Here is a 24,657-nt window from a genome sequence, read left to right as displayed (position 1 = left end):
TCATTGCGAAACAGCTTGCGGGTGAGTCAGCGGTGCGATCCGGGATCTGTGGATTGTGTTCCAGCAAGACCTTGACGTGATCCTGGTCGCATTCCGCATGCGTGCTGCGGACCCGCTTGCTCAGGTTCGTCCGCCTATTCCAGGGTCACCTTGCCTTTCTTGACGACATCTTCCCAACGCTCGGCTTCATTGCGGATCAAGGTCGCGAATTGGCTGGGCGTTGCAGTCATGGGCTGCGCGCCCTGCTCTGCCAGCAATTGAACCGTGGCGGGGTCTTTTGCCAGCGCCGTGACGGCATCGGATACCTTGGTCACCACATCGGCCGGCAGCCCTTTTGGCCCCATGACCCCGAACCATGAATCCACCCCGGCATCGGCGACACCCGCCTCCTGCATGGTTGGCACGTCGGGCAATGCCGGCGAACGCGTTGTGCTTGCCAGCGCCAGGGCACGCAGCTTGCCCGCCCGCACATGCGCCAGCACATTCGGCAGATTGACGAAGGTCAGTTGCACGCGATTGCCAAGCAGATCCACCATGGCAGGCCCGGCGCCCTTGTAGGGTACGTGCGTGAATTCGGCGCCCGTCCTGAGCATGAACAGCTCGCCAACCAGATGATTGGCCGAGCCCGCACCGGCGGAACCCATATTCAACTGGTTCGGATGACGTTTTGCGTAGCTGATCAATTCGGCCGCTGTCGCAGCGGGTGTCTGGGGCGATACCACCAACACATTCGGGACGCTGGCGAACAGGGCGATCGGCGAAAAGTCGCTTTTGGGATCGAAAGGCAGGTTCTTCGACACCGCCGGCTGGATGGACTGCGCGCCCATCGTGGCGAGCAAAAGCGTGTATCCATCCGGCGCGGCCTTCGCGACGACGTCGGCGCCCATGATGCCTGCAGCACCGGCGCGGTTTTCCACGACGACCTGCTGGCCGAGGCTGGTGGAAAGTCGATCCGCCAGGATGCGTCCCATCAGATTGACACTGCCCCCCGGCGGGAAGGGCACGATGAGCCGTATCGGCCGCTCGGGATAGGGAGCCGCCGTCGCGGCTTGCGTGGATACGGCACAAAGGGCGGAAGCAAGGAGAAGTGCGAACGGTTTCATGGGCGACTCTTCGAAGAAGCGTTGGAAGTCCCGGCAGGCAGTGGCGCCTGCCGGATGGCTCAGACCTGCCTGGCGGCCAGTGCGCGGACGTCGCGCTTGAGTGTGTCGCGCGCGGCAGTGAGCTGATGGCGGCGCGATTCCACGTCGGACAGAACTGTCGTGAGGCGCTGTCGCTGGACGTCGATACGTCCCCGAACCACCGACGGCGCAGGCCCCCCTGTCGCGGTGCGTGCCGCGACATTGCGTACCGGGTCCAGGCAATTGCGCACGGTCTCTTCGCTGAGGTGCATCGCGCGCCCCAACTGATCCATGGCGGCACGGTCAATCATGGCAGTCGTGATCTCGTCCGCTGGCACCTGATGATCCAGTGCGTCGCGCACGACGGCGCCGACAATGTGGTGCGCATCGCGGAACGACAGGTCGGCTTCCCGAACCAGCGCATCCGCCAGATCGGTGGCGGTCGAAAAGTTGCGTCGCGCATGACGGGCCATGGCGTCGGGCTTTGGCTCGACACTTTCCAGCACCAGTCGGAACAGTGCGAGGCAACGCCGGCTTTCTTCAGCGGCTTCATAAAAACTGCGCATGCTTTCGCGGCTGCCGTCCCCGGTATGCGTAAAGTTGCAACCTTTGACCGTTGCCAGCGACGCCGTCAGCAAGCCGATCAGGTGTCCCGCCTTGCCCCTGAGATGTTCCAGGACCGCAGGATTCTTCTTCTGCGGCATGATGCTCGACGTGCTTGCGACCCGGTCGGGAAATTCAAGCAGGCCAAATTCCGGTGTGGACCAGATATAGAAGTCTTGCGCCACCCGGCTCCAGGTCACGGCGTTGATGGTCAGCGCCGACATGAGCTCCCACGCGAAGTCCCGCGACGCGACGGCATCCAGTGCGTTCTCGACAACGCCTGAAAAGCCCAGCCATTGGGCCACCGCTTCGCGACGGATGGGAAATGCCGTGCCAGCCAACGCGCCGGCGCCAAGGGGGCAGGCGTCCAGACCCGCAAGGCCCTGGCGCAGCCGAGCCATATCACGGCCGATTGCATCTGCCACTGCCGACAGATAGAAGCCATAGGTGATGGGCTGCGCAGCTTGCATATGCGTGTAGCCAGGCATGACGACCTCGGCGAACCGATCTGCCCGATCGAGCGCAGCCTTGGCCGCTGCGCCCATGGCGTCCAGCACATCCAGCGCAAGCGCGCGCGAGCGCATCCGGTCGACCGTGGCGCCAATGTCATTGCGGCTACGTGCCATGTGCAGCCGACCGCCTGCGTCGCGTCCTGCGATATCCATCAAGCGGGCTTCGTAGTTGAAGTACGCCTCTTCGCGCCGCGCATCGAGCGGTACTGCCTCCATGCCCTCTTCTTCCATCTGGATCAGCGCGGAAGCAAGCGCCGCCGAGGTGCCGGTCGGCATGAGGCCGACGGCGTGCAGCATCAACAGGTGCGCCTGATTGATGTCCGTGAGATGGCCAAAGTTGTTGGTGAACTCACGGTTCAAGCGTGGAAGGAACATGTACTCCAGGACCTCTGGGGCAATGGCTTCTTTCAGGCGACGACTGACTTTCGATTCCAAGATGTTCTCCGCTTCAGGTGTGAAAGCAGTATGAAAATCGGGGCACGTAACGTCAAATTCGCAGATTGGCCTATTCCATGCATATTTGATATACCTTTGAAGCTCGCCTTTTCTTTTCCTTGAACCATGAACTTCAAACAGATCGAGACCTTCCGGTCGGTCATGCTCACACGTTCCATGACGATGGCGGCCACCCAGCTGCACACGTCCCAGCCCAACGTGAGCCGTGTCATCGGTCAGCTCGAAAAGGAAGTCGGCTTTCCGCTGTTCGAGCGCGTAGCGGGCCGCCTGGCGCCGACGGAGGAAGCCGAAGCCCTGTTCCGGGATGTCGAGCGGGCCTTCATCGGGCTGGATAATCTGCGCGACTCTGCACGGTCGATTCGCAGATTGGGCACCGGCACATTGCGCATCGGGGCGGCAGGTTCCATTGCAATGAGCGTCGTCCCCTTGGCCATTCGCGCATTCGGCGCTGCGTATCCCGACGTCCCTATCGTCGTGCACACCGGATCCTCTGCCACGGTGGCCAAATGGACCGCGACCCATTTTTGCGATATCGGCCTGGTGTCTTACACATCGGACATTCCGGGCGTCGACATCACCTTGTTGCGGAAGGAGAACGGCGTCTGTGTCGCCCCGGGAACGCACCGTCTGGCAAGGCGACGACGCATTCGCGCCAGTGATCTGGATGGCGAGCGATTCATCTCGCTTCCTTACGGCAGCGCCACCCGGCTGGCGACCGACGCAGCCTTCGATCCCGACCGCCGTCTGCTGACGGTCGAGACGCCCTTTGCCGCAACGATCTGCACGATGGTCAACATGGGCCTGGGCGTCGGCATCGTCAACCCGATCGTGACGCGCAGTTTGAAGCTGCCGGGGATACGAGCGATTCCCTTCGATCCTGCTGTTGAGTTCCGCAGCTATGTGGTTCGGGCACCGCAGTTTCCGGCGACGCGACTTGCCAACTTCTTTCTCGAGTGCCTAGACCAGGCGTGGACGCTGTCTACCTAGGCGCCGCACGATCAGCGTTTCCCAGAGAACATTGCAAAGTCCGAGCAATGCAGTGGCAAAATGACGGCGTCATCCCTCCTCAGGTCCCCCACCATGGCTACCCCACGAAAAATCCGCGTCTGGGACCTTCCCACCCGACTGTTCCACTGGCTGCTCGTGGTCTGTATCGTCGGCGCCTACGTCACCATCAAGGTGGGTGGGCTCTGGCTCGATTACCACATGCTGTTCGGGTACACGACGCTGGGCCTGATCCTGTTCCGCATTGTGTGGGGATTCGTGGGGCCGGAGCCGGTGCGCTTCCGGCACTTCGTGCGCGGGCCGGGGGCGGTGATGGCTTACCTGAAGGGCACGCGGGTGCGGGATACGGGGCCCAACCCGCTGGGCGCGCTGTCGGTCGTGGCGATGCTGGCGCTGCTGGGCTACCAGGCCGTGACGGGCTTGTTTGCGACGGATGACATCTTGAGTTCGGGCCCGCTGTCGGCGCGGGTGAGCAATGATCTGGCGAGCACCTTGACCGGGCTGCACAAGCTGGACGAGTGGCCGATCCTGATCCTGGTGGCGCTGCATGTGCTGGCGATCATCTATTACCGGGTGGCCAGGAAGCAGAAGCTGGCGGCTGCGATGATTACCGGGGATGCCCCGGCGGATGAGTTCCATTCGGCAGCCGAGCCGACGCGGGACACCTGGAAGGTGCGCGGACTGGCCGTTGTGATCGCGGTGGTCGCGGCGGGGGTGGTGTATTGGATTACGACCTTGCGGGTGTCGTCGGGGTATTGACGAGGGGGCTGCTCGCAGTCCCCTCAGGAGCGGCCGCCGCCACTGTGGCCGCCGCCGCCGTGACCGCCACCGCCAGGGCCGCCGCCTCCGAAGCCGCCACCGCCACCACCGCGGCCGCCCCCACCTCCACCGCCGACCATGCCGGGTGCGCCGCCTCCGCCGCCGCGCTGGAAGCCGCCGCCGTTCATGGACGGCCCGCCTCCGCCGCCGCTACGTTGGAAGCCGCCGCTCATTTGCGGCGCGCCACCGCCACCGACCTGGGGCGCCGGGCCGCGCGAGTAGCCGCCCCCGGCACTGACGCCGCGTTCGGACGCCCCACCATTGAAACGCTGGCCGCCGTTGATCCGCGGGGCGGCGCCATCGCCGTAGCGTGAGCCGCCGCCGATCTGGGGCGCGGCGCCGCCACCATTGAAGCGGGGGCCGCCGCTTATTTGCGGCGCACTGCCATCGCCGCGCCCGGATCCGCCGATGAACTGGGGGGACCCGGCGCGCAAGGACCGTCCGTCGCCGCCCTGGCCGGTCTGCGGAAAGCCGCGGTCGGGCCGGCTGGCGGCGTCGCCGAACGAAGACATGCGCGAACCGCCGGTCGTTTGCGGGTTGCCCGGCGCCGTCCGCGGGTTGCCGGGTGCTGTCTGGAAGTTGCCGGGCCCCGTTTGCGGATTGCCCGGCGCGGTTTGCGGGTTGAGGGGTCCTGTCTGCGGGTTCAAGGGGCCGGTTTGCGGAAAGCCGCCCCGGCCGCCGCCGGGACCTCGGCCGCCTCCGCCGCCATAGAAACCTTGCGCGCCGCCGGGACCGCCACCGCCGCTGAACTGCGACCCGCCGCCGGGGCCACCAGGGCCTCCCGGTCCACGGCCGCCACCGGCGTTGCCGCGGTCACCGCCACGGTCACCACGATCACCGAAGCGATCACCCCCCCGATCACCGCCTCGATCACCGCCCCGTTCCCCGCCATACGCCCCGCGATCCACCCGTCCCAGATCGCCGCGCCCGGCATCGGCACGTGGCCGGAACTGTTCACGCGACCCGAACCGGTTGCCCGGCTCACCATCCCGGAACCCGGCATCGCGATACCCACCCCCCGGGCCGTATCCCCGGTATCCGACCGCCCCGCGATGTCCCGGGTCATGCCGCCACGGTCCGCCGGCCCACGAGGTGCGGTTGAAGCGGTTGTAGTTGGTGACGTTGACCACCTTCACGCTGTGCCGGCGCCAGTCATACCCGCCCCAGAGCGCGTGGCCAACAAAAATGCCCGACGCAAACCCGAAGATGGCGCCTGCCGCCACATACCCCGGCGGCGACCAGTAAAACGGGGTGTAGGCCGGGTAGGCCCACGCGCCGTACACCACCTGGGGGTTGTAGGTCGGCACATAGATCACGTCGGGCTGCGCGGGTTCGATGCGGATGATCGTGCGTGGCGCGGTTTCGGCCACGATCACGTTTTGCTGCGGCGTCGATTGCAAGTTGCCAGCGGATTGCGCCCGATAGCGCATCTCTTGCACCTTGTCCATGACGGCCGTCTGCTGCGACAGGAAGGCATCGCCCAGGTCGGACGTCCAGCGCAGGTGGTCGTTCATCATGTCCAGCACGCTCGGAAAGGCGACCAGCGATTTGACGCTGGGGTCCCAGTCTTCCTGCTGCACGGCGTCTTCCAGCGCCGCGCCCGTCAACCCGGGATGCGCCCGGCGCCAGCGCGCCGCCTCCACCACTTCCAGAGGATAGGTGGACGCCATCAACACCTGCGACAGCAGGGAGTCCGGATAAAGCGCGATTGGCGCGACCAATTGTTCGAGCTGACCGGGCTCCGCATACGTGGGATTGCCCGGCGCCGTCTGGACGACGGTTTCCTGCGCGATGCCTTGCAACGGCACGGCAAGCGTCGACAGTGCAGCGGCGACGCAGACGGCGATTCGGGACACGGAGACCATGATGGCTCCTCCTTGAAGGGATATCCCATTCGACCGCCGGGGCGCAAAAAAAGCCAGAAATCATCCGGCTTTTTTTGCAACAGGCGCCCAAAAGCGCTTCAAAGGTATTGCGATCGATTACAGGCGATCAGACTGCCCGCAAACGTGCGAATAACCCAGCAACCACGCGGGTTCTACCGCATCGCTGCACTTGCGTCGAAGCCCTCGGAAATCAACGGGCGCGGAAGCTGTCGTGGCAGTTCTTGCAGCTGGCGCCGACTGCGCCGAAGGCCGTGCGAATCTGGGCGATGTCGCCCGATTGCGCGGCGGTCTGGAGCTTGGCGACGTCGCCGTCCAGACGCTGCGACGCTTGCACGAACTTGGCGTTGTCGGACCAGACTTCAGGCCGAGCCTTGCCGCCCTGCGTGCCCGGGCCAAACGCAGCCCACGGCAGCTTGGACATGGACGCCACGAGGGCGGCGTCCGCCTGCACCGTGGCAGCGTCGAACGGGCGTTCGCCCTTGACGATGGCCCCGATGCGGCCAAAGTGCGTGCCCATGATGGTCAGCGCCGACTGGCGGTAATCGATGGCGTCTTCAGGTTTGGCAAATTGAGCAGCCGCGGTTGCGGAATAGAGCATCGGCGCGGCGACCGTACAGGCCACCAGCAGCACACGAGACAGATTCTTCATGCGGGAAACTCCAGAGAAAGCTAGCGGGAACGCGAGAAAGATGGCGTGAACGGATAGCAGCAAACCAAATCAGGACATCGACAGGCTGCGGAGTGATTACCCACAGCAGGGCTCAAGCCTACCGTGAAAGAAGGCCGTGAGCCACCTGCCGAAACCCCGCTACAGCTTGCGTGCCAGCTCAGCCGCAAGCCCAATGTAGCTGCGGGGGGTCATGGCCATCAAGCGTGCCTTGGGTTCTTCCGGCAATTCGAGTGCGCTGACGAATTCGCGCAACGCTTCTTCGGTGATGCCTTTGCCGCGCGTGAGCGCCTTGAGCTGTTCATACGGCTGTGGCAGACCATAACGGCGCATGACCGTCTGGACCGGTTCGGCCAGCACTTCCCAGCAGGCGTCGATATCGGCGTCGATGGCCGCGCTGTTGATTTCGAGCTTGTTCAGACCACGCAGGCAGGCGTCGTACGCCACCAGCGAGTACCCGAATCCCACGCCCAGGTTGCGCAGCACGGTGGAATCGGTCAGGTCGCGCTGCCAGCGGGACACGGGCAGCTTGTCGGCCATGTGGCGCAGCGTGGCGTTGGCCAGGCCCAGGTTGCCTTCGGAGTTTTCGAAATCGATCGGGTTGACCTTGTGCGGCATGGTCGACGATCCGATCTCGCCTTCTTTCAGGCGCTGCTTGAAGTAGCCCAGGGCAATGTAGCCCCAGATGTCGCGGTTCACGTCCAGCAGGATCACATTGGCACGCGACACGGCATCGAACAGTTGCGACATCCAGTCGTGCGGTTCGATCTGGATGGTGTGACGGTTTTGCGTCAGGCCCAGCGAGGTCAGCACCTTGGCGCTGAAGCCTTCCCAATCGATTTCCGGATAGGCCGACAGGTGCGCGTTGTAGTTGCCGACGGCGCCATTCATTTTTGCGAGGGGTTCGACCCGGGCGATTTCCGCGATCGCGCGGCCCAGGCGGGCAGCCATGTTCGCGAATTCCTTGCCCATGGTGGTCGGGCTGGCGGGCTGGCCGTGCGTGCGCGACAGCAGCGGCTGGTCGGCATGGTCGTTGGCGAGCGCCACCAGCTTGTCGTGCAGACCCTGCAGCGCGGGCAGCAGGCCTTCCTTGCGCGCGGCGTTCAGCATCAGCGCGTGCGACGTGTTGTTGATGTCTTCGGACGTGCAGGCGAAGTGGATGAATTCGGCCGCGCCCGACAGTTCGGCGTGATCGGCGACCTTTTCCTTCAACCAGTATTCGACGGCTTTGACGTCATGATTGGTGACGCGTTCGATGTCCTTGATGCGCTGCGCGTCGGCTTCGGTAAAATCCGCGACCAGCGCCTTCAGGCGCGCGCGGGCGTCGGCCGAGAAAGCAGGCAGTTCGGGCAGGCCCGCGTCGGACAGCGCTTCGAGCCACGTGACTTCGACCTGGACCCGGTGCAGCATGAAGCCGGCTTCGGAAAGGAGCGGGCGCAGAACGGCGCCCCGGCTGGCATAGCGACCGTCCAGCGGCGACAATGCATTGAGTGGGCTGAGCTGGTCGGAAGTTTTCATAAGCGCTTGATAGTAAAAAGAAATTGTAGCACCGGCGCATCATGGGATACATGCCGGATGATATACTCGGCGCCCGTTTGAGCTGTGTTCAAGGTCCATGCAAACACGCGTGCGGACACGTATTCAGTCGTCCCTTTTATCATCTTTTTTCTGATCTGCTGCACTATGAAACTGATCGGTTCCCTGGCCAGCCCCTTCGTTCGCAAAGTGCGGATCGTGATGGCCGAGAAAAAACTCGACTACCAGTTCGAGCTGGAAGATGTATGGGCCCCTGATACGCGTATCCAGGATTCCAACCCGCTCGGCAAGGTCCCGTGCCTGGTCATGGAAGACGCTGGCGCCGTGTTCGACTCGCGTGTCATTGCCGAGTACCTGGACACCATGAGCCCGGTCTGCCGCCTGCTGCCCCAGTCGGGCCGCGAGCGCGCCGAAGTCAAATGCTGGGAAGCGCTGGCCGACGGCCTGCTCGACGCCGCCATCCTGATCCGCGCCGAATACACGCAGCGCGACCCATCCTTGCGCAGCGCCACCTGGATCGCCCGCCAGCACGGCAAGATCCGCGCATCGCTCGACGCCATGGCCAACGGCCTGGCCGAAAAGCCCTTCTGTGTCGGCAACAACTACACCTTGGCCGACGTGGCTACCGGGTGCGCGCTGGGCTATCTGGATTTCCGTTTTCCGGACCTGGACTGGCGCAGCCGCCACCTGAATCTGGCACGCCTGCTCGACAAGCTGAGCCAGCGTCCGTCGTTCATGGATACACGCCCGCCTGTGGCGTGACGGGTTGCGGCTGAAGGTCTTTCCTCATATAGCCAGGTTCGTCCGGGCGTTCATCTTCCGGTGATCGCGCGCTGCTATCCTAGTCGGCTGATTCGCTGACCCAAGGAAGTGTGCATGGCCTGGTTTGCTCCCCGATACGCCACGCTCTGGCTCTCCGTTCTTGGCACCCTCGTTTTTGGCGCCATCGCGTTCGAACGGCCCGGCTGGGCAATGGCCGCCCTGATCTGCGCCCTCCTGGTCGCCGTCGGCATCTTTGACCTGCGCCAGCGGCAGCACGCCATCCTGCGCAACTACCCCATCATCGGCAACCTGCGCTTCCTGTTCGAACTGGTGCGCCCCGAAGTGCGTCAGTACTTCCTGGAAGACGACACCAATGCGCAACCGTTCTCGCGCAACCAGCGGTCGATCGTCTATCAGCGGGCCAAGCAGGAACTGGACAAGCGTCCGTTCGGCACCCAGGAAGACGTCTACAACACCCGCTACGAATGGATCAACCATTCGATGGCGCCGGTGCATATCGAAAACTTCGACTTCCGCGTGACGGTGGGCGGGCCGGACTGTACGCAACCCTACAACGCGTCGATCTTCAATATTTCGGCGATGAGTTTCGGCTCGCTGTCGGCCAACGCCGTGCTGGCGCTGAACACCGGCGCCAAGAAAGGCAATTTTGCGCATGACACTGGCGAAGGCGGCATCAGCAGCTACCACCGCAAACCGGGCGGCGACCTGATCTGGAACATTGGCTCCGGCTATTTCGGCTGCCGCGACGCCGAAGGACGCTTCAATGAAGAAGCCTTCATGCGCAACGCCACGCAGCCCAACGTGCGCATGATCGAGATCAAGCTGTCACAAGGCGCCAAGCCGGGCCATGGCGGCATCCTGCCGGGCAGCAAGGTCACGGCCGAGATCGCCGAAGCACGCGGCGTGCTGGTGGGTGTGGACTGCAACTCACCGTCGGCGCATGGGGAATTCAGCACGCCGATCGGGCTGATGCAGTTCGTCAAGCGCCTGCGCACCCTGTCGGGCGGCAAGCCGGTTGGCTTCAAGCTGTGCCTGGGCCACCCGTGGGAATGGTTCGCCATCGTCAAGGCGATGCTGGAAACCGGCATCACGCCGGACTTTATCGTCGTGGACGGGGCCGAGGGCGGCACGGGCGCGGCGCCCGTGGAATTCACCGACCATGTCGGCGTGCCACTGCAGGACGCCCTCCTCCTGGTTCACAACACCCTGGTGGGAACGCGGCTGCGCGACCGCATCAAGCTGGGCGCATCCGGCAAGATCATTACTGCGTTCGACATTGCGCGGACCATGTCCATGGGCGCCGACTGGTGCAACAGCGCGCGCGGCTTCATGTTTGCGGTGGGGTGCATCCAGGCGCAGACCTGCCACACGGGCACCTGCCCGACGGGCGTCACCACGCAAGACCCGGTGCGCCAGCGCGCCATCGTCGTGCCCGACAAGGGCGAACGGGTCTACAACTTTCACCGGAACACGCTGCGGGCACTGTCCGAACTGGTGTCCGCCGCCGGACTGCCGCATCCGAACAAGCTGGGGCCGGAGCACATCGTGCGGCGGCTGTCGGGCAATGAGGTCAAGCTGCTGGCCGGTCTGTTCCCGTTCCTGAAGCCGGGTGAACTGCTGGACGGCGATGTCGACTATGCCGTGTACCGGACCTTCTGGCCGATGGCGCAGGCCAATTCGTTCGAGCCAGTCAAGCCGGAGACGGGTACGGGTGCGGGTGAGCGCAGCGGCACCGGTCAGCCCAAGCAGACGGTGAGCGAAGCCGTGGTGGAGAAGATGAGCGCATAAGGGAGTCCCCCCCGGACGCTGCGCGCCTCCCCCAAGGGCGACACCAGCGGACCGGCGAAGCCGAGGGTCTGCCCCCCCCTGGGCGCTTCGCGCCTCCCCCAGGGGCGACACCAGCGGACCGGCAAAGCCGGATCGGCGGTGTCCTGGATAGGTTGTGACGGCGGCTAGGGTCTGCGATGCTGCCGGCTTGGGGCACTGGCGTTGGCGTTGCTGCTCAATGCGCTCAGTACGCGCTCAGGACGCGATGATGCCGCCGCCCAGGCAGACGTCGCCGTCGTACAGCACGGCCGATTGGCCTGGCGTGACGGCCCACTGCGCGGCTGAGAAGTCGAGGGCGAATTCGGCGCCGCTGGCTGCGTTCAATATGGCCGGCGAGTCGCTTTGGCGGTAGCGGGTCTTGGATCCGTATTGATTCGCCAGCCCTGGTGCATCGCCCGCCACCCACGACGCGTTCTGCGCCTGCAAGGAACGGCTCAGCAGCCACGGGTGATCATGCCCCTGCACCACGTACAGCGTGTTGCTCGGGATGTCCTTGCGTGCCACGTACCAGGCGTCGCTGGTGCCGTCATCATGCTGCTTGCCTTTCACGCCGCCAATGCCCAGCCCCTTGCGCTGGCCCAGCGTGTAGAACGACAGGCCGACGTGTTCACCGATCAGATCGCCTTCGGGCGTCTTGATGGGACCCGGCTTGGTGGGCAGATAGCGGTTCAGGAAGTCGCGGAACGGCCGCTCGCCAATGAAGCAGATGCCGGTCGAGTCCTTCTTTGCCGCATTCGACAGACCCTGTTCATGCGCGATACGGCGCACTTCGGTCTTAGGGATCTCGCCTAGTGGAAACACCGTCCGGGACAGCTGCTGCTGATTCAGCCGATGCAGGAAATAGCTCTGGTCCTTGCTGGCGTCCAGCGCCTTCAGCAACTGGAAGCGGCCCGCGTCCGGGCCGTCCGTGACCTGTCGCACACGGGCGTAATGGCCGGTGGCGATCTGTTCGGCGCCCAGCGCCATGGCGTGGTCCAGGAAGGCCTTGAATTTGATCTCGGCGTTGCACAGCACGTCGGGATTGGGGGTCCGGCCCGCGGAATACTCCGTCAGGAATTCCGCGAACACCCGGTCCTTGTATTCGGCTGCGAAGTTCACGGCTTCGATATCGACGCCGATCATGTCGGCCACACTGACCGCATCCAGCCAATCCTGCCGGGTCGAGCAGTATTCGGAGTCGTCGTCATCTTCCCAATTCTTCATGAACAGGCCGACCACCTCGTAGCCTTGCTGCTTGAGCAGCCACGCGCTGACCGAGGAATCGACTCCCCCGGACATGCCAACGACGATACGACCCTTGTTTGCCATGATGAATTGCCAATGCTGCGAGTGAAATTACCGGTCGGACCCGGCGTCGGATGCATCCGGCACCGGCGCATCGGAAACGACTGCATCGGAAACGGACGAATGAGTATGGAGCGCCGTCAGCGGAATCCAGCCTTTGCCGCTGGCACGACCGGCCAGGTAGTGGTCCACGCACTGCATGACCAGCGGACTGCGATGCAGGGCCGGACAGGCCCGCAGCGCATCGGCCGTCATCCACAGCGCGCGGCGAATGCCGACATCCAGCTTCCGGCTGGGATCGGGCTCGCCCACGGTGCCAACGAACGCGAACCGTAGATATGTGGTGCCATTGCGCGCATTGTCACCCCCCGTGCGCCACAAATAGGTGCCGAGCAGACCGACAGGCTGCAGCACATGCGCGGTTTCTTCGAGGGTTTCGCGGATGGCCGCCGCGGCAAGGGACTCGCCGGGTTCAAGGTGACCAGCAGGCTGATTCAGCCGCACACCGTCTTCGGTGTCTTCTTCGACCATCAGGAAGGCGCCGTCACGCTCGATCACGGCAGCAACGGTGGCGCGAGGCGTCCAGACGTGGGTGTCGTTCAAGTTCATCCGGGGATTTTACTTCACCCGGGAACGGACGGCGTACCGGGCGGGGTGCGCTCGATACGCTGTCAGGCCCAGCGTCAGTGCGGATGGACGCTGGGCAGTCCCGCAGAGGTATGCGGGACTGCGGCGGGACGGCTGCGAGTCACCCCTGCATCGTCACGCCATTTGCGACCAGCTCTCAGGCGCGCAGGCCAGGCATCGTGAAGCCCGTTGCCTTGAGCTTGGCCAGCATGTCGGCTTCCTGATCGCCAGGCAGTTCGACCAGCGGCGGACGCACGGTGCGCCATGCCGAGTCGCCCGAGAAGTCGGCAATGATGGCCTTGAGCGCCGGTATCATCGAGTACTTCTGGACCAGTTCGCGCGTTGAGGTAATGCCTTGCTGGAGCGCGTCGGCTTCGGCCGTCTGCCAGTTGCGGTACACGTTGGCAATCGCACCCGGATTGACGTTGCCCGTGGCCGTGATGCAGCCCTTGCCGCCATGACGCATGTTCTCAAGCAGAAACACTTCGCTGCCGGCGAACACGTCAAAGCCCGACTTGGAGAACTCGTCCAGCAGCGCCTTGGTGTTGCTCCAGTCGCCCGACGAATCCTTCAGGCCGGCAATGTTCTTGGGGTAGGCCTTGAGCAGACGCTCGACCAGCTTGAGCGAGATGCCGACCTGCGAAACCGGGGGGATGTGATACAGGTAGACCTGCAGCGCATCGCTCGCCACCGTTTCGATCACGGTGCTGTAGTAGCGGAACAGGCCTTCGTCGGACACGCCCTTGTAGAAGAAGGGCGGCAGCATCAGCACGCCACCGCAACCGAGCTTGGCGGCATGCGCCGTCATGGTAATGGCGTCCGTCAGGCTCGACGCGCCGGTGCCGGGCATCAGCGTCTGCGCAGGCACGCCCGAGCCCACCAGCGCATCCAGCAACGCGGTCTTTTCATTGACCGACAACGAGTTCGCTTCACTATTCGTGCCAAACACCGCCAACCCCGCGCAGCCACTGTCCAGCAGCCACTGGCAATGCTTCACGAACCGCGATGCTTCGGGCGCGTAATCAGGTTTGAAGGGCGTGACAACCGGTGCAAGAACACCTTCCAGGCGGGTAGACGTCGACATGGGTTCATCCGAAAAAAGTGATCACGCGATGCGGATCAGAGTTGAATGGCTTAAAGCAAAAAGAACAAAAATCGAGTAGATCAAACCTAGGCAAGCACAGCCCCAGGGCACAGCGGATCTGGCTCTGCCAGTCCGCCAGTGCCGCCCCTGGGGGAGGCGCGAAGCGCCCCGGGGGGCTCCGTCCCTAGTGCGTTTCGATTCGTCGCAGGCGGGTCATGCCGTTGCGCAGGTGCGCGTGCGCGGCAACCCTTGCCGCCGCCGGGTCATGGGCGGCGATCGCGTCAAAGATCGCCTGGTGTTCCAGCTGGATGTCCCGCAACCAGCCGGCGATCTCACAGTTCACGCGGCTGATCGACAGCTGCTCCCGCGTGTGGCGCTCCAGGAATTCAACGAAGCCGTCATACAGCGCGTTGTTGGCCGCGCGCGCGATTGCACGGTGAAAGTGCAGGTCTTCTTCCACGCCGTTGGACCCGATCTCGCTGGCGCGATTGAGCGTGTTCAGTGCCGTGCGGATGGCCTTGATCTGCGGGGAAGTCCCGCGCTCCGCCGCCAGCGCCGCCGCTTCGGTCTCGACACCAATACGCAGCTCAAACACTTCCTGCACCAGCTTGTGGCTGTCCTTCCGGTCGCCGTCGATACGAAAAGGCGTGTTCCGCAGCGAACTGGCCACGAAGGCGCCCAGGCCCTGCTTCGTGATCACCAATCCGTCGGACTTCAGCCGCGAAATGGCCTCGCGCACCACGGTGCGGCTGACGCCGTAATCGGTGGCCAGCTTTTCCTCCGTCGGCAAGCGGCTGCCCGCCACACGTTCACCCGAGACGATCTGGGTAGTGAGCGCCTGACTCAATTGTTCGACGAGGTTGCTGCTGCGCAGTGCGGAAATGGTCATGGAGGGGGTGGTGCAGAAGGTCGCGTAAAGGCGCTTGAAAGAGGCTGTACCTTACCCGGTCATCATACAACCAGTCAACTGCAGGGGTGACCGGATACCAGGACATTTCCGTCCTGCCGCGGGAAAGAAAGCATGTAAGCAAACGTGTTCTGCGTGCTAGGATGCCCTGGCATAAAAAGAAGAATGACCGGCGCGTCATCTGCGATGCGTCGCCCACCCGAGGAGTCCGCACCATGAAGATCGGTATCCCGACCGAAACCCGGTCTGGAGAGACGCGCGTAGCCGCCACCCCCGAAACGGTCAAGAAATTGTGTGCTTCCGGCGCGCAGGTCCTGATCCAGGCGGGCGCCGGGCAGGCATCGCAGTACCTCGACGACGCTTACCGTGCGGCCGGCGCGCAGGTCGCGCCAACGGTGGCCGACCTGTATGCCCAGGCCGATGTGGTGCTCAAGGTGCAGGCGCCCTCTGCCGACGAACGCGCGCTTCTGCGCCCGGGTCAGGTGCTGGTCGGCATGTTGAACCCCTTCGACACCGATGGCCTGTCGGCACTGGCCGCAACGGGCGTCACGGCGTTCGCCCTGGAAGCCGCGCCGCGGATCACGCGCGCGCAAAGCCTGGACGTGCTGTCTTCGCAGGCCAACATTGCCGGCTACAAGGCGGTGCTGCTGGCTGCCAATGCGTACGGCCGGTTCATGCCGATGCTGATGACGGCGGCCGGCACGGTCAAGGCCGCGCGCGTGGTGGTGCTTGGCGCGGGCGTGGCCGGTTTGCAGGCGATCGCCACGGCCAAGCGGCTTGGTGCGGTCGTCGAGGCATCCGACGTCCGGCCCGCCGCCAAGGAACAGATCGAATCGCTGGGCGCCAAGTTCATCGACGTGCCCTTCGACACCGACGAAGAACGCCAGATCGCGCAAGGCGTCGGCGGCTACGCGCGGCCCATGCCCGCGGCGTGGATGGCACGGCAGGCGGGCCTGGTGGCCGAGCGGTGCAAGCAGGCCGACATCGTCATCACGACAGCCTTGATACCGGGCCGGCCCGCACCCGTGCTGGTGTCCGAAGACACGGTCAAGGCCATGAAGCCGGGGTCGGTCATCGTCGACCTTGCAGTGGAACGCGGTGGCAACTGCCCGCTGTCGCGGCCTGACGAGGTGGTCGTTGCGCATGGGGTGACCCTGATCGGCTACACGAATCTGCCCGCCATGGTGGGTACGGATGCGTCCGCCCTGTATGCCCGCAATGTGCTGGACTTCCTGAAGCTGATCCTTGACAAGGAAGGCGCGCTGGCGATCCAGCGCGAAGACGAGATCGTGGCCGCCTGCATGGTGGCCGACGCCAACCGCGTGACAAGGAGCCTCTGATGGACCTGATCGATCACACCGTCATCAACCTGATCATTTTCGTGCTGGCGATCTACGTCGGGTATCACGTGGTCTGGAACGTCACGCCTGCCTTGCACACGCCGCTCATGGCGGTAACCAATGCCATTTCGGCCATCATCATCGTGGGGGCCATGCTGGCCGCGGCGCTGACCGATACGCCCCTGGGCAAGACCATGGGGGTGCTGGCCGTGGCGCTGGCGGCGGTCAATGTGTTCGGCGGCTTCCTGGTCACGCGCCGGATGCTGGAAATGTTCCGCAAGAAGGACAAGACGCCGCGCGCCGTGGGCAGTGATGCCGGTAAGCCCGGCGCCAAGTCTGCCGATGCCGCAGTCAAGGAGACGCACTGATGCTGTCACTCAATGTGGTCACCCTGCTCTATCTGGTGGCATCGGTCTGCTTCATCCAGGCGCTCAAGGGCCTGTCCCATCCGACCACGTCGCGGCGGGGCAATGCCTTTGGCATGATCGGCATGACCATCGCGGTGCTGACCACCGGCGCACTGATCGCGCGGCTCAGCCAGGCGCCTGCGATCGGGCTGGCCTGGGTGCTGGTGGGCCTGCTGGTCGGCGGAACGGCCGGCACCATCATGGCCAGACGCGTCGAGATGACCAAAATGCCGGAGCTGGTCGCCTTCATGCACAGCATGATCGGCCTGGCGGCGGTGTTCATCGCGATTGCCGCGGTGGCTGAACCGCATGCCTTCGGTATCGCGGCGGTCGGCACGCCTATCCCCTTCGGCAACCGGATCGAGCTGTTCATTGGCAGCTTTGTGGGCGCCATCACGTTCTCGGGCTCAGTCATCGCCTTCGGCAAGCTGTCGGGAAAGTACAAGCTTCGGGTGTTCCGCGGCGCGCCGGTGCAGTTTGCGGGGCAGCACATGCTCAACCTGCTGCTGGGCGTGGCAATGCTGGCCTGCGGCGTGTGGTTCGTGCTCACGCAAGGCTGGACGCCGTTCGTGCTGATGCTGGCCATTGCCTTCGTGCTGGGCGTGCTGATCATCATCCCGATCGGCGGGGCCGACATGCCGGTGGTCGTGTCGATGCTGAACAGCTACTCGGGCTGGGCGGCGGCAGGGATCGGGTTCTCGCTGAACAACCCGATGCTGATCATTGCCGGATCATTGGTGGGTTCGTCCGGGGCCATCCTGTCCTACATCATGTGCAAGGCGATGAACCGGTCGTTCTTCAACGTGATCCTGGGGGGCTTTGGTGGCGAAGCCAACAGTGGCGCAGCGGCGGGCGAGCAGGTGCAGCGCCCGGTCAAGTCGGGCAGCCCCGACGATGCGGCCTTCATGCTGACCAATGCCGAAACGGTGGTGATCGTGCCGGGTTACGGCCTGGCCGTGGCACGCGCGCAGCATGCGCTGAAAGAGCTGACCAGCAAGCTGGTGGCGCGCGGCGTGGACGTGAAATATGCGATCCACCCGGTGGCGGGCCGCATGCCGGGGCACATGAACGTGCTGCTGGCCGAAGCCGAAGTGCCCTACGAACAGGTGTTCGAGATGGACGACATCAACAGCGAGTTCGGGCAGGTGGACGTGGTGCTGGTGCTGGGCGCGAACGATGTGGTGAACCCGGCCGCGAAAACAGACCCGAAGTCCGCCATTGCCGGCATGCCCATCCTGGAAGCCTACAAGGCGCGGACCGTGATCGTGAACAAACGGTCGATGGCTGCGGGGTATGCGGGTCTGGACAATGAGCTCTTCTACCTCGACAAGACCATGATGGTGTTTGGCGACGCAAAGAAGGTCGTGGAAGACATGGTGAAAGCGGTGGAGTGACGCAGGCGGATGCCAGGTGCGGCCCCCTGCCGCGCCAGGCATCTACAGCTGCAGCTGCACCTACACCTGCACCTGCACTTGCCCCTGCACCTGCCACACCCCGCCGCCACCGGTCACGTAGATCCGCCGGCCGGGCGCGTGCTGCACCGGATAGCCGCCGGTAAAGTCCCCGAACGCGGGGAGCACGGCGGTGCCGTCGTCGAACACGAAACCGGGCAGCCGAAGACTGTCCCGGCCGCGTCCGCGCAGCACGAACACGGGGTGCTCATGGCCGGCCAGCACATAGTGGGTCGGATGGCGCTGGGGATGGTGGCACAGCGCGAGCGCCCCCATCAGGAAGGGCTCGTTCACGACTTCGAACCGCAAGGCCCTGGGCGGATCCCCGGCGCGGGCATCGTGGTTGCCCCGCACCAGCGTGCACTGCAGGTCGGGGTGCCGCGCCCGCCATGCCAGCAGGGTGTCGAAGGTCGGTCCGGTGGAACGATGCACCTGCGGGCCATGCAGGAAGTCACCTAGAAAGACGATATGCGCGGCCGGATAGCGGTCGAGCAAGGCGTCGATGCGTTCGACATTATGTTGGGTCGTGCCGTGAGGCACGGGCTGGCCCAGCACGCGGTAGGTCGCGGCCTTGCCGAAGTGGGCGTCGGCAATCAGCAAGGTGTGCTGCGCGGGCCACCAGATGGCGTGATCGGCCAGCAGCCACAGGGATTCGCCGTGGCAGTCGATCTCGACATGAACAGGAAGATTCAAAGCGGGCAATTCCAATACTAGGAGGCCGCGCGGCGCGTCTTGACGGGCGCGTCGGCGACCTGTTCGAGATTCTGGACCATGCGGGCTACGCGGTCGGCCAGTGATTCGTTCGACAACTTTTCGCGGAAACGTTCCACCAGCAGCGGAAAGCCAAAGGGCGTCGGCCGCTCAAGAATGCGCAGATCCAGTTCGCGTTCGCGCAGCCGTTCCAGCGTGTGCTGCAGGCGGGCGATGTCGAGTTCCTGGCTGAGTACCTCGCGTTCGGCCTGGGTCAGCAGCAGGTTGCCGGGATCGTATTTGCGGAATACGTCGTAGAACAGGCCCGACGACGCCTGCACCTGCCGCATGCTCTTGGCCGCGCCCGGAAAGCCCTGGAAGATCAGGCCGGACACGCGCGCGATTTCGCGGAAGCGGCGCTGCGCAAGTTCGCCCGCGTTCATGCTGTCCAGGATTTCTTTGAGCAGATCGTCGGGCAGGACGGGTGGGGCAACGCCTGGCGGCAGCCGCGTTTCCAGGATGCGCGGCAAGGCATTGACCCAATCGACCGGCGTCGACGACAGCAGCTCCAGGCCGTAGTCGTTCACCGCCATGGAAAAGGTGGCGGGCTGCAATTGCGCCGCACGCCAGGCGAGCAGGCTGGCGATGCCCAGGTGCACATGGCGGCCGGCAAACGGATACAGGAACAGGTGCCAGCCTTCGCGCGACTTGAGCGTTTCGGCCAGCAGGCTGTGTGCCGTCGGCAATGCGGACCACCGCTGCTGTATGTCGAGCAAGGGCTTGGCCAGCCGCAGTTCCGGACTGTCGTAATGCCCCTTGGACGCGGCCTCGAGCTGATCGACCACGGCGTCGGCCAGCGTGGACGACATGGGCATCTTGCCGCCGTTCCAGCGCGGCACTGCAGGCTTGCGGGCGGACGCGCGCTTCACGAAGGCGGTCATTTCATGCACGCGCACCAGTTCCAGGACCTTGCCCGCGAACAGAAAGCCTTCGCCGGGCTTGAGCCGCGCGATGAAGCCTTCTTCGATGGTGCCCAGGCGCCCGCCGCCGCCCTTGGCGGTCCAGTAGCGCACCTGCATGCTGGCGTCGCTGACAATGGTGCCGACGCTCATGCGGTGGCGGCGCGCCAGCCGGGCATCGGGCACGCGCCACACGCCGGCGTCGTCGGGCACCACGCGGCGATAGTCGGGATAGGCGGCCAGCGACTCACCGCCTTGCCGCACGAAGTCCAGGCACCATTGCCAGGACTCGCGTGACAAGGACCGGTAGGACCAGGCGCTACGCACTTCCTTGTAGAGGCTGTCGGGCGTGAAGCCCCCGCCCAGCGCGACGGTGACGAGGTGCTGGACGAGCACATCGAGCGGTTGGTCGGGCGCCGTGCGCGCTTCGACATGGCCTTCGCGCACGGCCTCACGCGCTGCGGCGCCTTCGATCACCTCGATGCTGTGCGTCGGAACCAGGGTGACCCGCGAGGGGCGGCCCGGGGCATGCCCCGAGCGGCCGGCGCGTTGCAGCAGGCGCGCGACGCCCTTGGCGGAACCGATCTGCAGCACCCGGTCCACTGGCAGGAAATCGACGCCGAGATCCAGGCTGGACGTGCAGACGACGGCCCGCAGGCTGCCGGTCTTGAGGCCGTCTTCGACCCAGTCGCGCACCGCTTTGTCGAGCGACCCGTGATGCAAGGCGATCTCGCCCGCCCATTCCGGTTTGGCGTCGAGCAGCGCCTGATACCAGAGCTCGGCCTGCGAACGGGTGTTGGTAAAGACCAGGGTGTTGGACGACGATGCGATCTCGTCGATGACCTTGGGCAGCATGCGCAGGCCCAGGTGGCCGGCCCATGCGAAGCGTTCAACGGCGTCGGGGAGCAAGGTGTCGATGGTGAGGGTCTTGGGTTCCTGACCGCGGACGAGCACACCGCGCTTGTCGGGGTCGATGATTGCGCTGCTGGCGGCGGTGGCGGTGCGAGCAGCGTCGCTCCCAGCAGCAACAGCTGCATCGGTAGCATCGCGCCCGTCCACCGCACTCACACTGCCGGCCATGTTGGCGCCCAGCAGCGTCTGCATCGCCTCATCAAGATTGCCCAGCGTCGCGGACAGGCCCCAGACCTGCAGTTGCGGGTTCCACCGGCGCAGGCGGGCCAGTGCGAGCTGGACCTGGACGCCGCGTTTGTTGCCAAGGAGCTCGTGCCATTCATCCACGACCACCATGCGTACCGTGGACAACGTCGCTTCGGCGTCATTGCGAGCGAGCATCAGCGACAGGCTTTCCGGCGTGGTGATCAGCGCGGTAGGCAGGCGACGGGCTTGCGCCGCGCGGTCGCTGCTGCTGGTGTCGCCGGTGCGCTGGCCGACGGTCCAGTCGAGCCTCAGGGCATCGACCGGGGTATTGAGCGCCTTGTAGGTGTCGGCGGCCAGCGCGCGCATGGGCGTCAGCCACAGCACCGTCAGCGGCGGTGGGGGGAAGGCGCGGCTGCGGATGCGCGAGGGGGGCGGGGCGACGGCAACCGAGGTGGACGGCGCCGAGGCGGCGGCATGCGCGGCGCGGCTGGCGGCGATCGCGCGCCGCATGGCCGACGACGCGGCTCGCATGATGGCGCCAGGGTTGACCGCGGCTTGCGTCTCCAGGTCGTCGATCGACCGGGGTTCGCGGGTCGGTGCAAAGATTGCGGTTTCAGCGGCCGACGGCGTCTCTGCAGAGCTTGCTTCTACCGTGCTGCCTGCCTTGCCGGCTGCCGTGCCGCCTGCCTCGCCGCCTGCTTTAGCGGCCGCTGTACCGGCTGCTTTGCCGCCTGCTTCGCCAGCTGCCATACCGGCTGCCTTGCCGCCTGCTGTACCACCAGCTGTACCACCAGCTGTACCACCAGCTGTACCACCAGCTGTACGACCTGCCGTGCCTGCTGCGCTACCGGCCGCTGTACCGGCTGCCTTACCGCCCGCCTTGCCAGGGACTTTCGCGGCGGCCTCGGCGGCAGCGCGCGCCGCGGCTTCGGCTGCGGCCTTTTCTGCGCGAGCCTGCGCCCAGGCGGCGTAGCTGCCGGGGCCTTGTGCGGTGGCGGGGGTGCCTGCCCTGTCCTGGGATTCAAGCGTTCCGCGTTCAAACGCCGGGTTGGGCGCGCTCAGCCCGAGCGCCGCATCCAGCGCGCGGCGACGTGTGGCTTGCGAGCCGCGACGGCGATCGCGTGGCACACGCCGAGGCTCGGGCGGGGCGCCCGATAACGCTGACGAAGCGCCGCTGCCCTGACCTGGATCGCCGTCGTCCAGATCGTCATCGGCCGGATCGTGGTCGACGTGCGAGCGCCCGGCGTTGCCGCGCCCGGGTCGACCGCCATCGGCCTGGCCGACGATAGGTGGATCCTGCCCGCCGTCGCCGCCCGGTCCGGCGTCCCCCTCTTCCTCCACATCATCGTCATCGAGCCCGGCCACCGCGTCAAAATGCGTGGCGCGTGGCCGCTTGCGCGGCGCGGTCTCGTCTGCGGCCACTGCATCGTCATCGCCCGATGCAGTGGTTGCAGCATGCGATGCCGCATCGCCCGTCGCATCCAGCACTGGCGGATGCACGGCTTTCGCGCCAAATGCCAGCAAGGCTCCCAGCCAGATTGCATAGGTCTTGCCCGCGCCGGTCGTGGCATGCAGCAGACCGGACTGGCCGCCGATGATCGCGTCCCATGCGTCCTGCTGGAAACGGAATGGCGACCAGCCCCGCGCCGCCATCCAGGGCGCAAGCAGCTTGGGCACCACGCGCCGGCGTGCGCGGGGGCGAGCCGTGGCAGGGCCCGCAGCGGCGCGCGTTGGCCGCGTCCCACCGTCCTTAGCCGGGCGGGCAGCCGGCGCATCCACCTTCGCCGGCCGAGCAACTGGCGCGTCCACCTTCTTTGTCATGACGGCAGCAGCGCCGATAGCGTCGTCAGCGTATCCGCTTCTTCCACCGGCTTGTCGGTGCGCCAGCGCAGCATGCGCGGAAAGCGCACGGCGATGCCACTTTTGTGACGCGTGCTGCGCGCGATGCCTTCAAAGCCGAGTTCAAACACCATGGTCGGCTTGACGCTGCGCACGGGACCGAAGCTTTCAATGGTGGTCTTGCGGATAATGTTGTCGACCTTGCCGATCTCTTCGTCAGTCAGTCCTGAGTACGCCTTGGCAAAGGGCACGAGCTTGCGATCGGGGTCGCCGGGCTCGCCGTCCCACACGGCAAACGTGTAGTCGGAATACAGGCTGGCGCGGCGACCGTGGCCGCGCTGCCCATAGATCAGGACGGCGTCGATGGTGAAGGGGTCGATCTTCCATTTCCACCACACGCCCACATCCTTGGTGCGGCCCACGCCGTAGTGGGCATCGCGTGCCTTGAGCATCATGCCTTCCACACCCAGGTCGCGCGACTGCTCGCGCAGCGTGGCCAGGTCGGACCATTCCGCGCCACTGAGCAAAGGGCTGGCGTGCAGGGCCGGGTGCGGATGCGATTCGACAATGCGATCGAGCTGGGCGCGCCGCGCATGTTGCGGCTGGGTGCGCCAGTCGACGCCCTTCCATTCCAGCACGTCGTAGGCAAGCAGGCCGACCGGCGCATCGCGCAGGATTTTCGGGCCGAGTGTCTTGCGGCCGATGCGCTGCTGCAGGATCGCAAAGGGCTGCACCTTGCCGTCCTGCCAGACGACGATTTCGCCATCGATCACTGTGCCGTCTGGCAGCGATTCGCCAATGGCGACGAGTTCTGGAAACCGGTCGGTGACGAGGTCTTCCCCCCGCGACCAGATCCACGTCTGGCCCGCACGTTTGACGAGCTGGCCGCGAATGCCGTCCCACTTCCATTCAATCTGCCAGTTGGCGGGTGGCCCCAACACGGTGGGAAACGTCGCCACGTCGGCCTGCAGGGGATGCGCAAGGAAGAAGGGATACGGGTGGCCGCTGTGCTGGCGCAGCGATTCGTCGCCGGTTTCTTCGGCAATCAATGCACGGAACATGTCGGCATCGGGCCGCGCCGACAGATCGGTGTAGCCGACCAGCCGCTGCGCAATACGCTTGGCGTCCACGCCACTGACTTCGGCCAGGGCGCGGGTCACGAGCAGCTTCGATACGCCCACCCGAAAGCTGCCGGTGATGAGCTTGGTGCCGACCAGACGGCCCCGCGCGTCGAGCCGCGACCACATGTCGAGCAGCAACGGACGGGCCACATCGGGCGCCATGCCGCGCAGCGGCAACAGGGCTTCGGACATCCATTGCGCCAGGCCACGGTCTTCGCCATGTTCCGACTCGGGCAGCAGCAATGCAATGGTTTCGGCCAGGTCGCCGACGGCGTGATAGCTCTCGTCAAACAGCCATTCAGGAATGCCGGCCGCTTCGCGCGCGAATTCGCGCAGGAACTTGACCGGGATGATCTGCCGCGGCTTGCCGCCGGCCAGAAAGTAGACTGCCCAGGCGCCGTCTTCGGGCGGGACGGCGCGGAAGTAGTCGGTCAGCGCCTTGAGCTTGTTCTTGCTCGACGTCGTGCTGTCAAGCGCCGTATAGAGGTCGACAAACGCTTTCATGACGAGGTGCCAGGCTCGTTGGGCGCGGCATCCTTCGCCATGGGCGCCTTCAGTTCGGTCACCGCTTCAAGCACGTCGGACGGCGCGTTCAAAGTGGCTTCAGGCTGCTTGCCAGCATCCACGATGGACGC

19 protein-coding genes are annotated in these 24,657 nt (G+C 65.2%); 7 read left to right on the top strand and 12 right to left on the bottom strand.

Annotation, left to right across the window (positions count from 1 at the left end; genetic code table 11):
• Positions 1-134 precede the first annotated feature (134 nt).
• Positions 135-1,103, bottom strand: a complete 969-nt coding sequence (locus IE116_RS20520; RefSeq protein WP_189615102.1) for a Bug family tripartite tricarboxylate transporter substrate binding protein — start codon at positions 1,101-1,103, stop codon at positions 135-137.
• A 59-nt stretch (positions 1,104-1,162) separates the two neighbouring features.
• Positions 1,163-2,671, bottom strand: coding sequence for an argininosuccinate lyase (gene argH, locus IE116_RS20515; protein WP_189615824.1), 1,509 nt, complete (start codon positions 2,669-2,671; stop codon positions 1,163-1,165).
• Between the two features lie 126 nt (positions 2,672-2,797).
• Between argH and IE116_RS20510 the strand changes: the two genes are divergently transcribed.
• Positions 2,798-3,679 carry a LysR family transcriptional regulator gene (locus IE116_RS20510; RefSeq protein ID WP_189615101.1) on the top strand — a complete coding sequence of 294 codons (882 nt, stop codon included), beginning with the start codon at positions 2,798-2,800 and terminating at the stop codon, positions 3,677-3,679.
• Between the two features lie 93 nt (positions 3,680-3,772).
• Entirely contained in the window at positions 3,773-4,456 is a 684-nt protein-coding gene (locus IE116_RS20505) for a cytochrome b/b6 domain-containing protein (protein WP_189615100.1), read from the top strand.
• A 23-nt stretch (positions 4,457-4,479) separates the two neighbouring features.
• Here the strand turns inward: IE116_RS20505 and IE116_RS26000 are convergent, their stop codons facing one another.
• From IE116_RS26000 to purB, 3 genes are all read right to left on the bottom strand, one after another.
• Positions 4,480-6,381, bottom strand: a complete 1,902-nt coding sequence (locus IE116_RS26000) for a DUF3300 domain-containing protein (RefSeq protein WP_229828618.1) — start codon at positions 6,379-6,381, stop codon at positions 4,480-4,482.
• A gap of 211 nt (positions 6,382-6,592) precedes the next feature.
• Entirely contained in the window at positions 6,593-7,051 is a 459-nt protein-coding gene (locus tag IE116_RS20495; RefSeq protein ID WP_189615099.1) for a c-type cytochrome, read from the bottom strand.
• Between the two features lie 159 nt (positions 7,052-7,210).
• Positions 7,211-8,587, bottom strand: coding sequence for an adenylosuccinate lyase (purB, locus tag IE116_RS20490; protein ID WP_189615098.1), 1,377 nt, complete (start codon positions 8,585-8,587; stop codon positions 7,211-7,213).
• Between the two features lie 165 nt (positions 8,588-8,752).
• Here purB and IE116_RS20485 point away from each other — a divergent pair, with 165 nt between their 5' ends.
• Positions 8,753-9,367 (top strand): glutathione S-transferase N-terminal domain-containing protein, encoded by a 615-nt coding sequence (locus IE116_RS20485; protein ID WP_189615097.1) that lies wholly within the window; start codon positions 8,753-8,755, stop codon positions 9,365-9,367.
• A gap of 114 nt (positions 9,368-9,481) precedes the next feature.
• On the top strand, positions 9,482-11,176 hold the full coding sequence (locus IE116_RS20480; RefSeq protein WP_189615096.1) for an FMN-binding glutamate synthase family protein: 1,695 nt from the start codon (positions 9,482-9,484) through the stop codon (positions 11,174-11,176).
• A gap of 234 nt (positions 11,177-11,410) precedes the next feature.
• On the opposite strand, the gene mnmA is transcribed toward IE116_RS20480, so the two are convergent.
• From mnmA to IE116_RS20460, 4 genes are all read right to left on the bottom strand, one after another.
• Positions 11,411-12,523 carry a tRNA 2-thiouridine(34) synthase MnmA gene (gene mnmA / locus IE116_RS20475; protein WP_189615095.1) on the bottom strand — a complete coding sequence of 371 codons (1,113 nt, stop codon included), beginning with the start codon at positions 12,521-12,523 and terminating at the stop codon, positions 11,411-11,413.
• Between the two features lie 27 nt (positions 12,524-12,550).
• A complete protein-coding gene (locus IE116_RS20470) occupies positions 12,551-13,102 on the bottom strand; it encodes an NUDIX hydrolase (protein WP_229828616.1) in 552 nt (183 codons plus the stop codon).
• A gap of 181 nt (positions 13,103-13,283) precedes the next feature.
• On the bottom strand, positions 13,284-14,210 hold the full coding sequence (locus IE116_RS20465; protein WP_189615093.1) for a dihydrodipicolinate synthase family protein: 927 nt from the start codon (positions 14,208-14,210) through the stop codon (positions 13,284-13,286).
• A gap of 184 nt (positions 14,211-14,394) precedes the next feature.
• On the bottom strand, positions 14,395-15,099 hold the full coding sequence (locus tag IE116_RS20460; protein WP_189615092.1) for a FadR/GntR family transcriptional regulator: 705 nt from the start codon (positions 15,097-15,099) through the stop codon (positions 14,395-14,397).
• Between the two features lie 233 nt (positions 15,100-15,332).
• Here IE116_RS20460 and IE116_RS20455 point away from each other — a divergent pair, with 233 nt between their 5' ends.
• Genes IE116_RS20455 through IE116_RS20445 form a run of 3 tightly spaced genes read left to right on the top strand, consistent with a single transcriptional unit; the run spans position 15,333 to position 18,258 of the window.
• Entirely contained in the window at positions 15,333-16,457 is a 1,125-nt protein-coding gene (locus tag IE116_RS20455; RefSeq protein ID WP_189615091.1) for a Re/Si-specific NAD(P)(+) transhydrogenase subunit alpha, read from the top strand.
• Positions 16,457-16,825 carry an NAD(P) transhydrogenase subunit alpha part 2 gene (locus tag IE116_RS20450; protein WP_189615090.1) on the top strand — a complete coding sequence of 123 codons (369 nt, stop codon included), beginning with the start codon at positions 16,457-16,459 and terminating at the stop codon, positions 16,823-16,825. Before IE116_RS20455 ends, IE116_RS20450 begins: the two co-directional genes overlap by 1 nt.
• Complete coding sequence (locus IE116_RS20445) at positions 16,825-18,258, top strand: NAD(P)(+) transhydrogenase (Re/Si-specific) subunit beta (protein WP_229828614.1); 1,434 nt, start codon at positions 16,825-16,827, stop codon at positions 18,256-18,258. Before IE116_RS20450 ends, IE116_RS20445 begins: the two co-directional genes overlap by 1 nt.
• A 60-nt stretch (positions 18,259-18,318) precedes the next feature.
• On the opposite strand, the gene pdeM is transcribed toward IE116_RS20445, so the two are convergent.
• The 3 genes from pdeM to IE116_RS20430 form a co-directional block, all read right to left on the bottom strand.
• A complete protein-coding gene (gene pdeM / locus IE116_RS20440) occupies positions 18,319-19,008 on the bottom strand; it encodes a ligase-associated DNA damage response endonuclease PdeM (protein WP_189615089.1) in 690 nt (229 codons plus the stop codon).
• A 17-nt stretch (positions 19,009-19,025) separates the two neighbouring features.
• Positions 19,026-22,715, bottom strand: a complete 3,690-nt coding sequence (locus IE116_RS20435; protein ID WP_189615820.1) for a ligase-associated DNA damage response DEXH box helicase — start codon at positions 22,713-22,715, stop codon at positions 19,026-19,028.
• Positions 22,716-22,879: 164 nt separating this feature from the next.
• A complete protein-coding gene (locus IE116_RS20430; protein ID WP_189615088.1) occupies positions 22,880-24,526 on the bottom strand; it encodes an ATP-dependent DNA ligase in 1,647 nt (548 codons plus the stop codon).
• Positions 24,527-24,657 lie beyond the last annotated feature (131 nt).

Source organism: Pigmentiphaga litoralis, assembly GCF_014651835.1.
Taxonomy (GTDB): domain Bacteria; phylum Pseudomonadota; class Gammaproteobacteria; order Burkholderiales; family Burkholderiaceae_B; genus Pigmentiphaga; species Pigmentiphaga litoralis.
The sequence above is the reverse complement of the archived record's forward strand: the minus strand, read 5'-3'. Positions and strand labels throughout refer to the sequence as shown.

Coding starts and splice junctions, on each gene's coding strand:
- IE116_RS20485 (WP_189615097.1), top strand. CDS start 8,753: ATGAAACTGATCGGTTCCCTGGCCAGCCCCTTCGTTCGCAAAGTGCGG.
- IE116_RS20450 (WP_189615090.1), top strand. CDS start 16,457: ATGGACCTGATCGATCACACCGTCATCAACCTGATCATTTTCGTGCTG.
- IE116_RS20480 (WP_189615096.1), top strand. CDS start 9,482: ATGGCCTGGTTTGCTCCCCGATACGCCACGCTCTGGCTCTCCGTTCTT.
- IE116_RS20505 (WP_189615100.1), top strand. CDS start 3,773: ATGGCTACCCCACGAAAAATCCGCGTCTGGGACCTTCCCACCCGACTG.
- IE116_RS20510 (WP_189615101.1), top strand. CDS start 2,798: ATGAACTTCAAACAGATCGAGACCTTCCGGTCGGTCATGCTCACACGT.
- IE116_RS20495 (WP_189615099.1), bottom strand. CDS start 7,051: ATGAAGAATCTGTCTCGTGTGCTGCTGGTGGCCTGTACGGTCGCCGCG.
- mnmA (WP_189615095.1), bottom strand. CDS start 12,523: ATGGCAAACAAGGGTCGTATCGTCGTTGGCATGTCCGGGGGAGTCGAT.
- IE116_RS20430 (WP_189615088.1), bottom strand. CDS start 24,526: ATGAAAGCGTTTGTCGACCTCTATACGGCGCTTGACAGCACGACGTCG.
- IE116_RS20435 (WP_189615820.1), bottom strand. CDS start 22,715: ATGGCGGCGCGGGGCTGGTCGCCATTCCGTTTCCAGCAGGACGCATGG.
- IE116_RS20465 (WP_189615093.1), bottom strand. CDS start 14,210: ATGTCGACGTCTACCCGCCTGGAAGGTGTTCTTGCACCGGTTGTCACG.
- IE116_RS20460 (WP_189615092.1), bottom strand. CDS start 15,099: ATGACCATTTCCGCACTGCGCAGCAGCAACCTCGTCGAACAATTGAGT.
- IE116_RS20520 (WP_189615102.1), bottom strand. CDS start 1,103: ATGAAACCGTTCGCACTTCTCCTTGCTTCCGCCCTTTGTGCCGTATCC.
- IE116_RS20455 (WP_189615091.1), top strand. CDS start 15,333: ATGAAGATCGGTATCCCGACCGAAACCCGGTCTGGAGAGACGCGCGTA.
- IE116_RS26000 (WP_229828618.1), bottom strand. CDS start 6,381: ATGGTCTCCGTGTCCCGAATCGCCGTCTGCGTCGCCGCTGCACTGTCG.
- IE116_RS20445 (WP_229828614.1), top strand. CDS start 16,825: ATGCTGTCACTCAATGTGGTCACCCTGCTCTATCTGGTGGCATCGGTC.
- purB (WP_189615098.1), bottom strand. CDS start 8,587: ATGAAAACTTCCGACCAGCTCAGCCCACTCAATGCATTGTCGCCGCTG.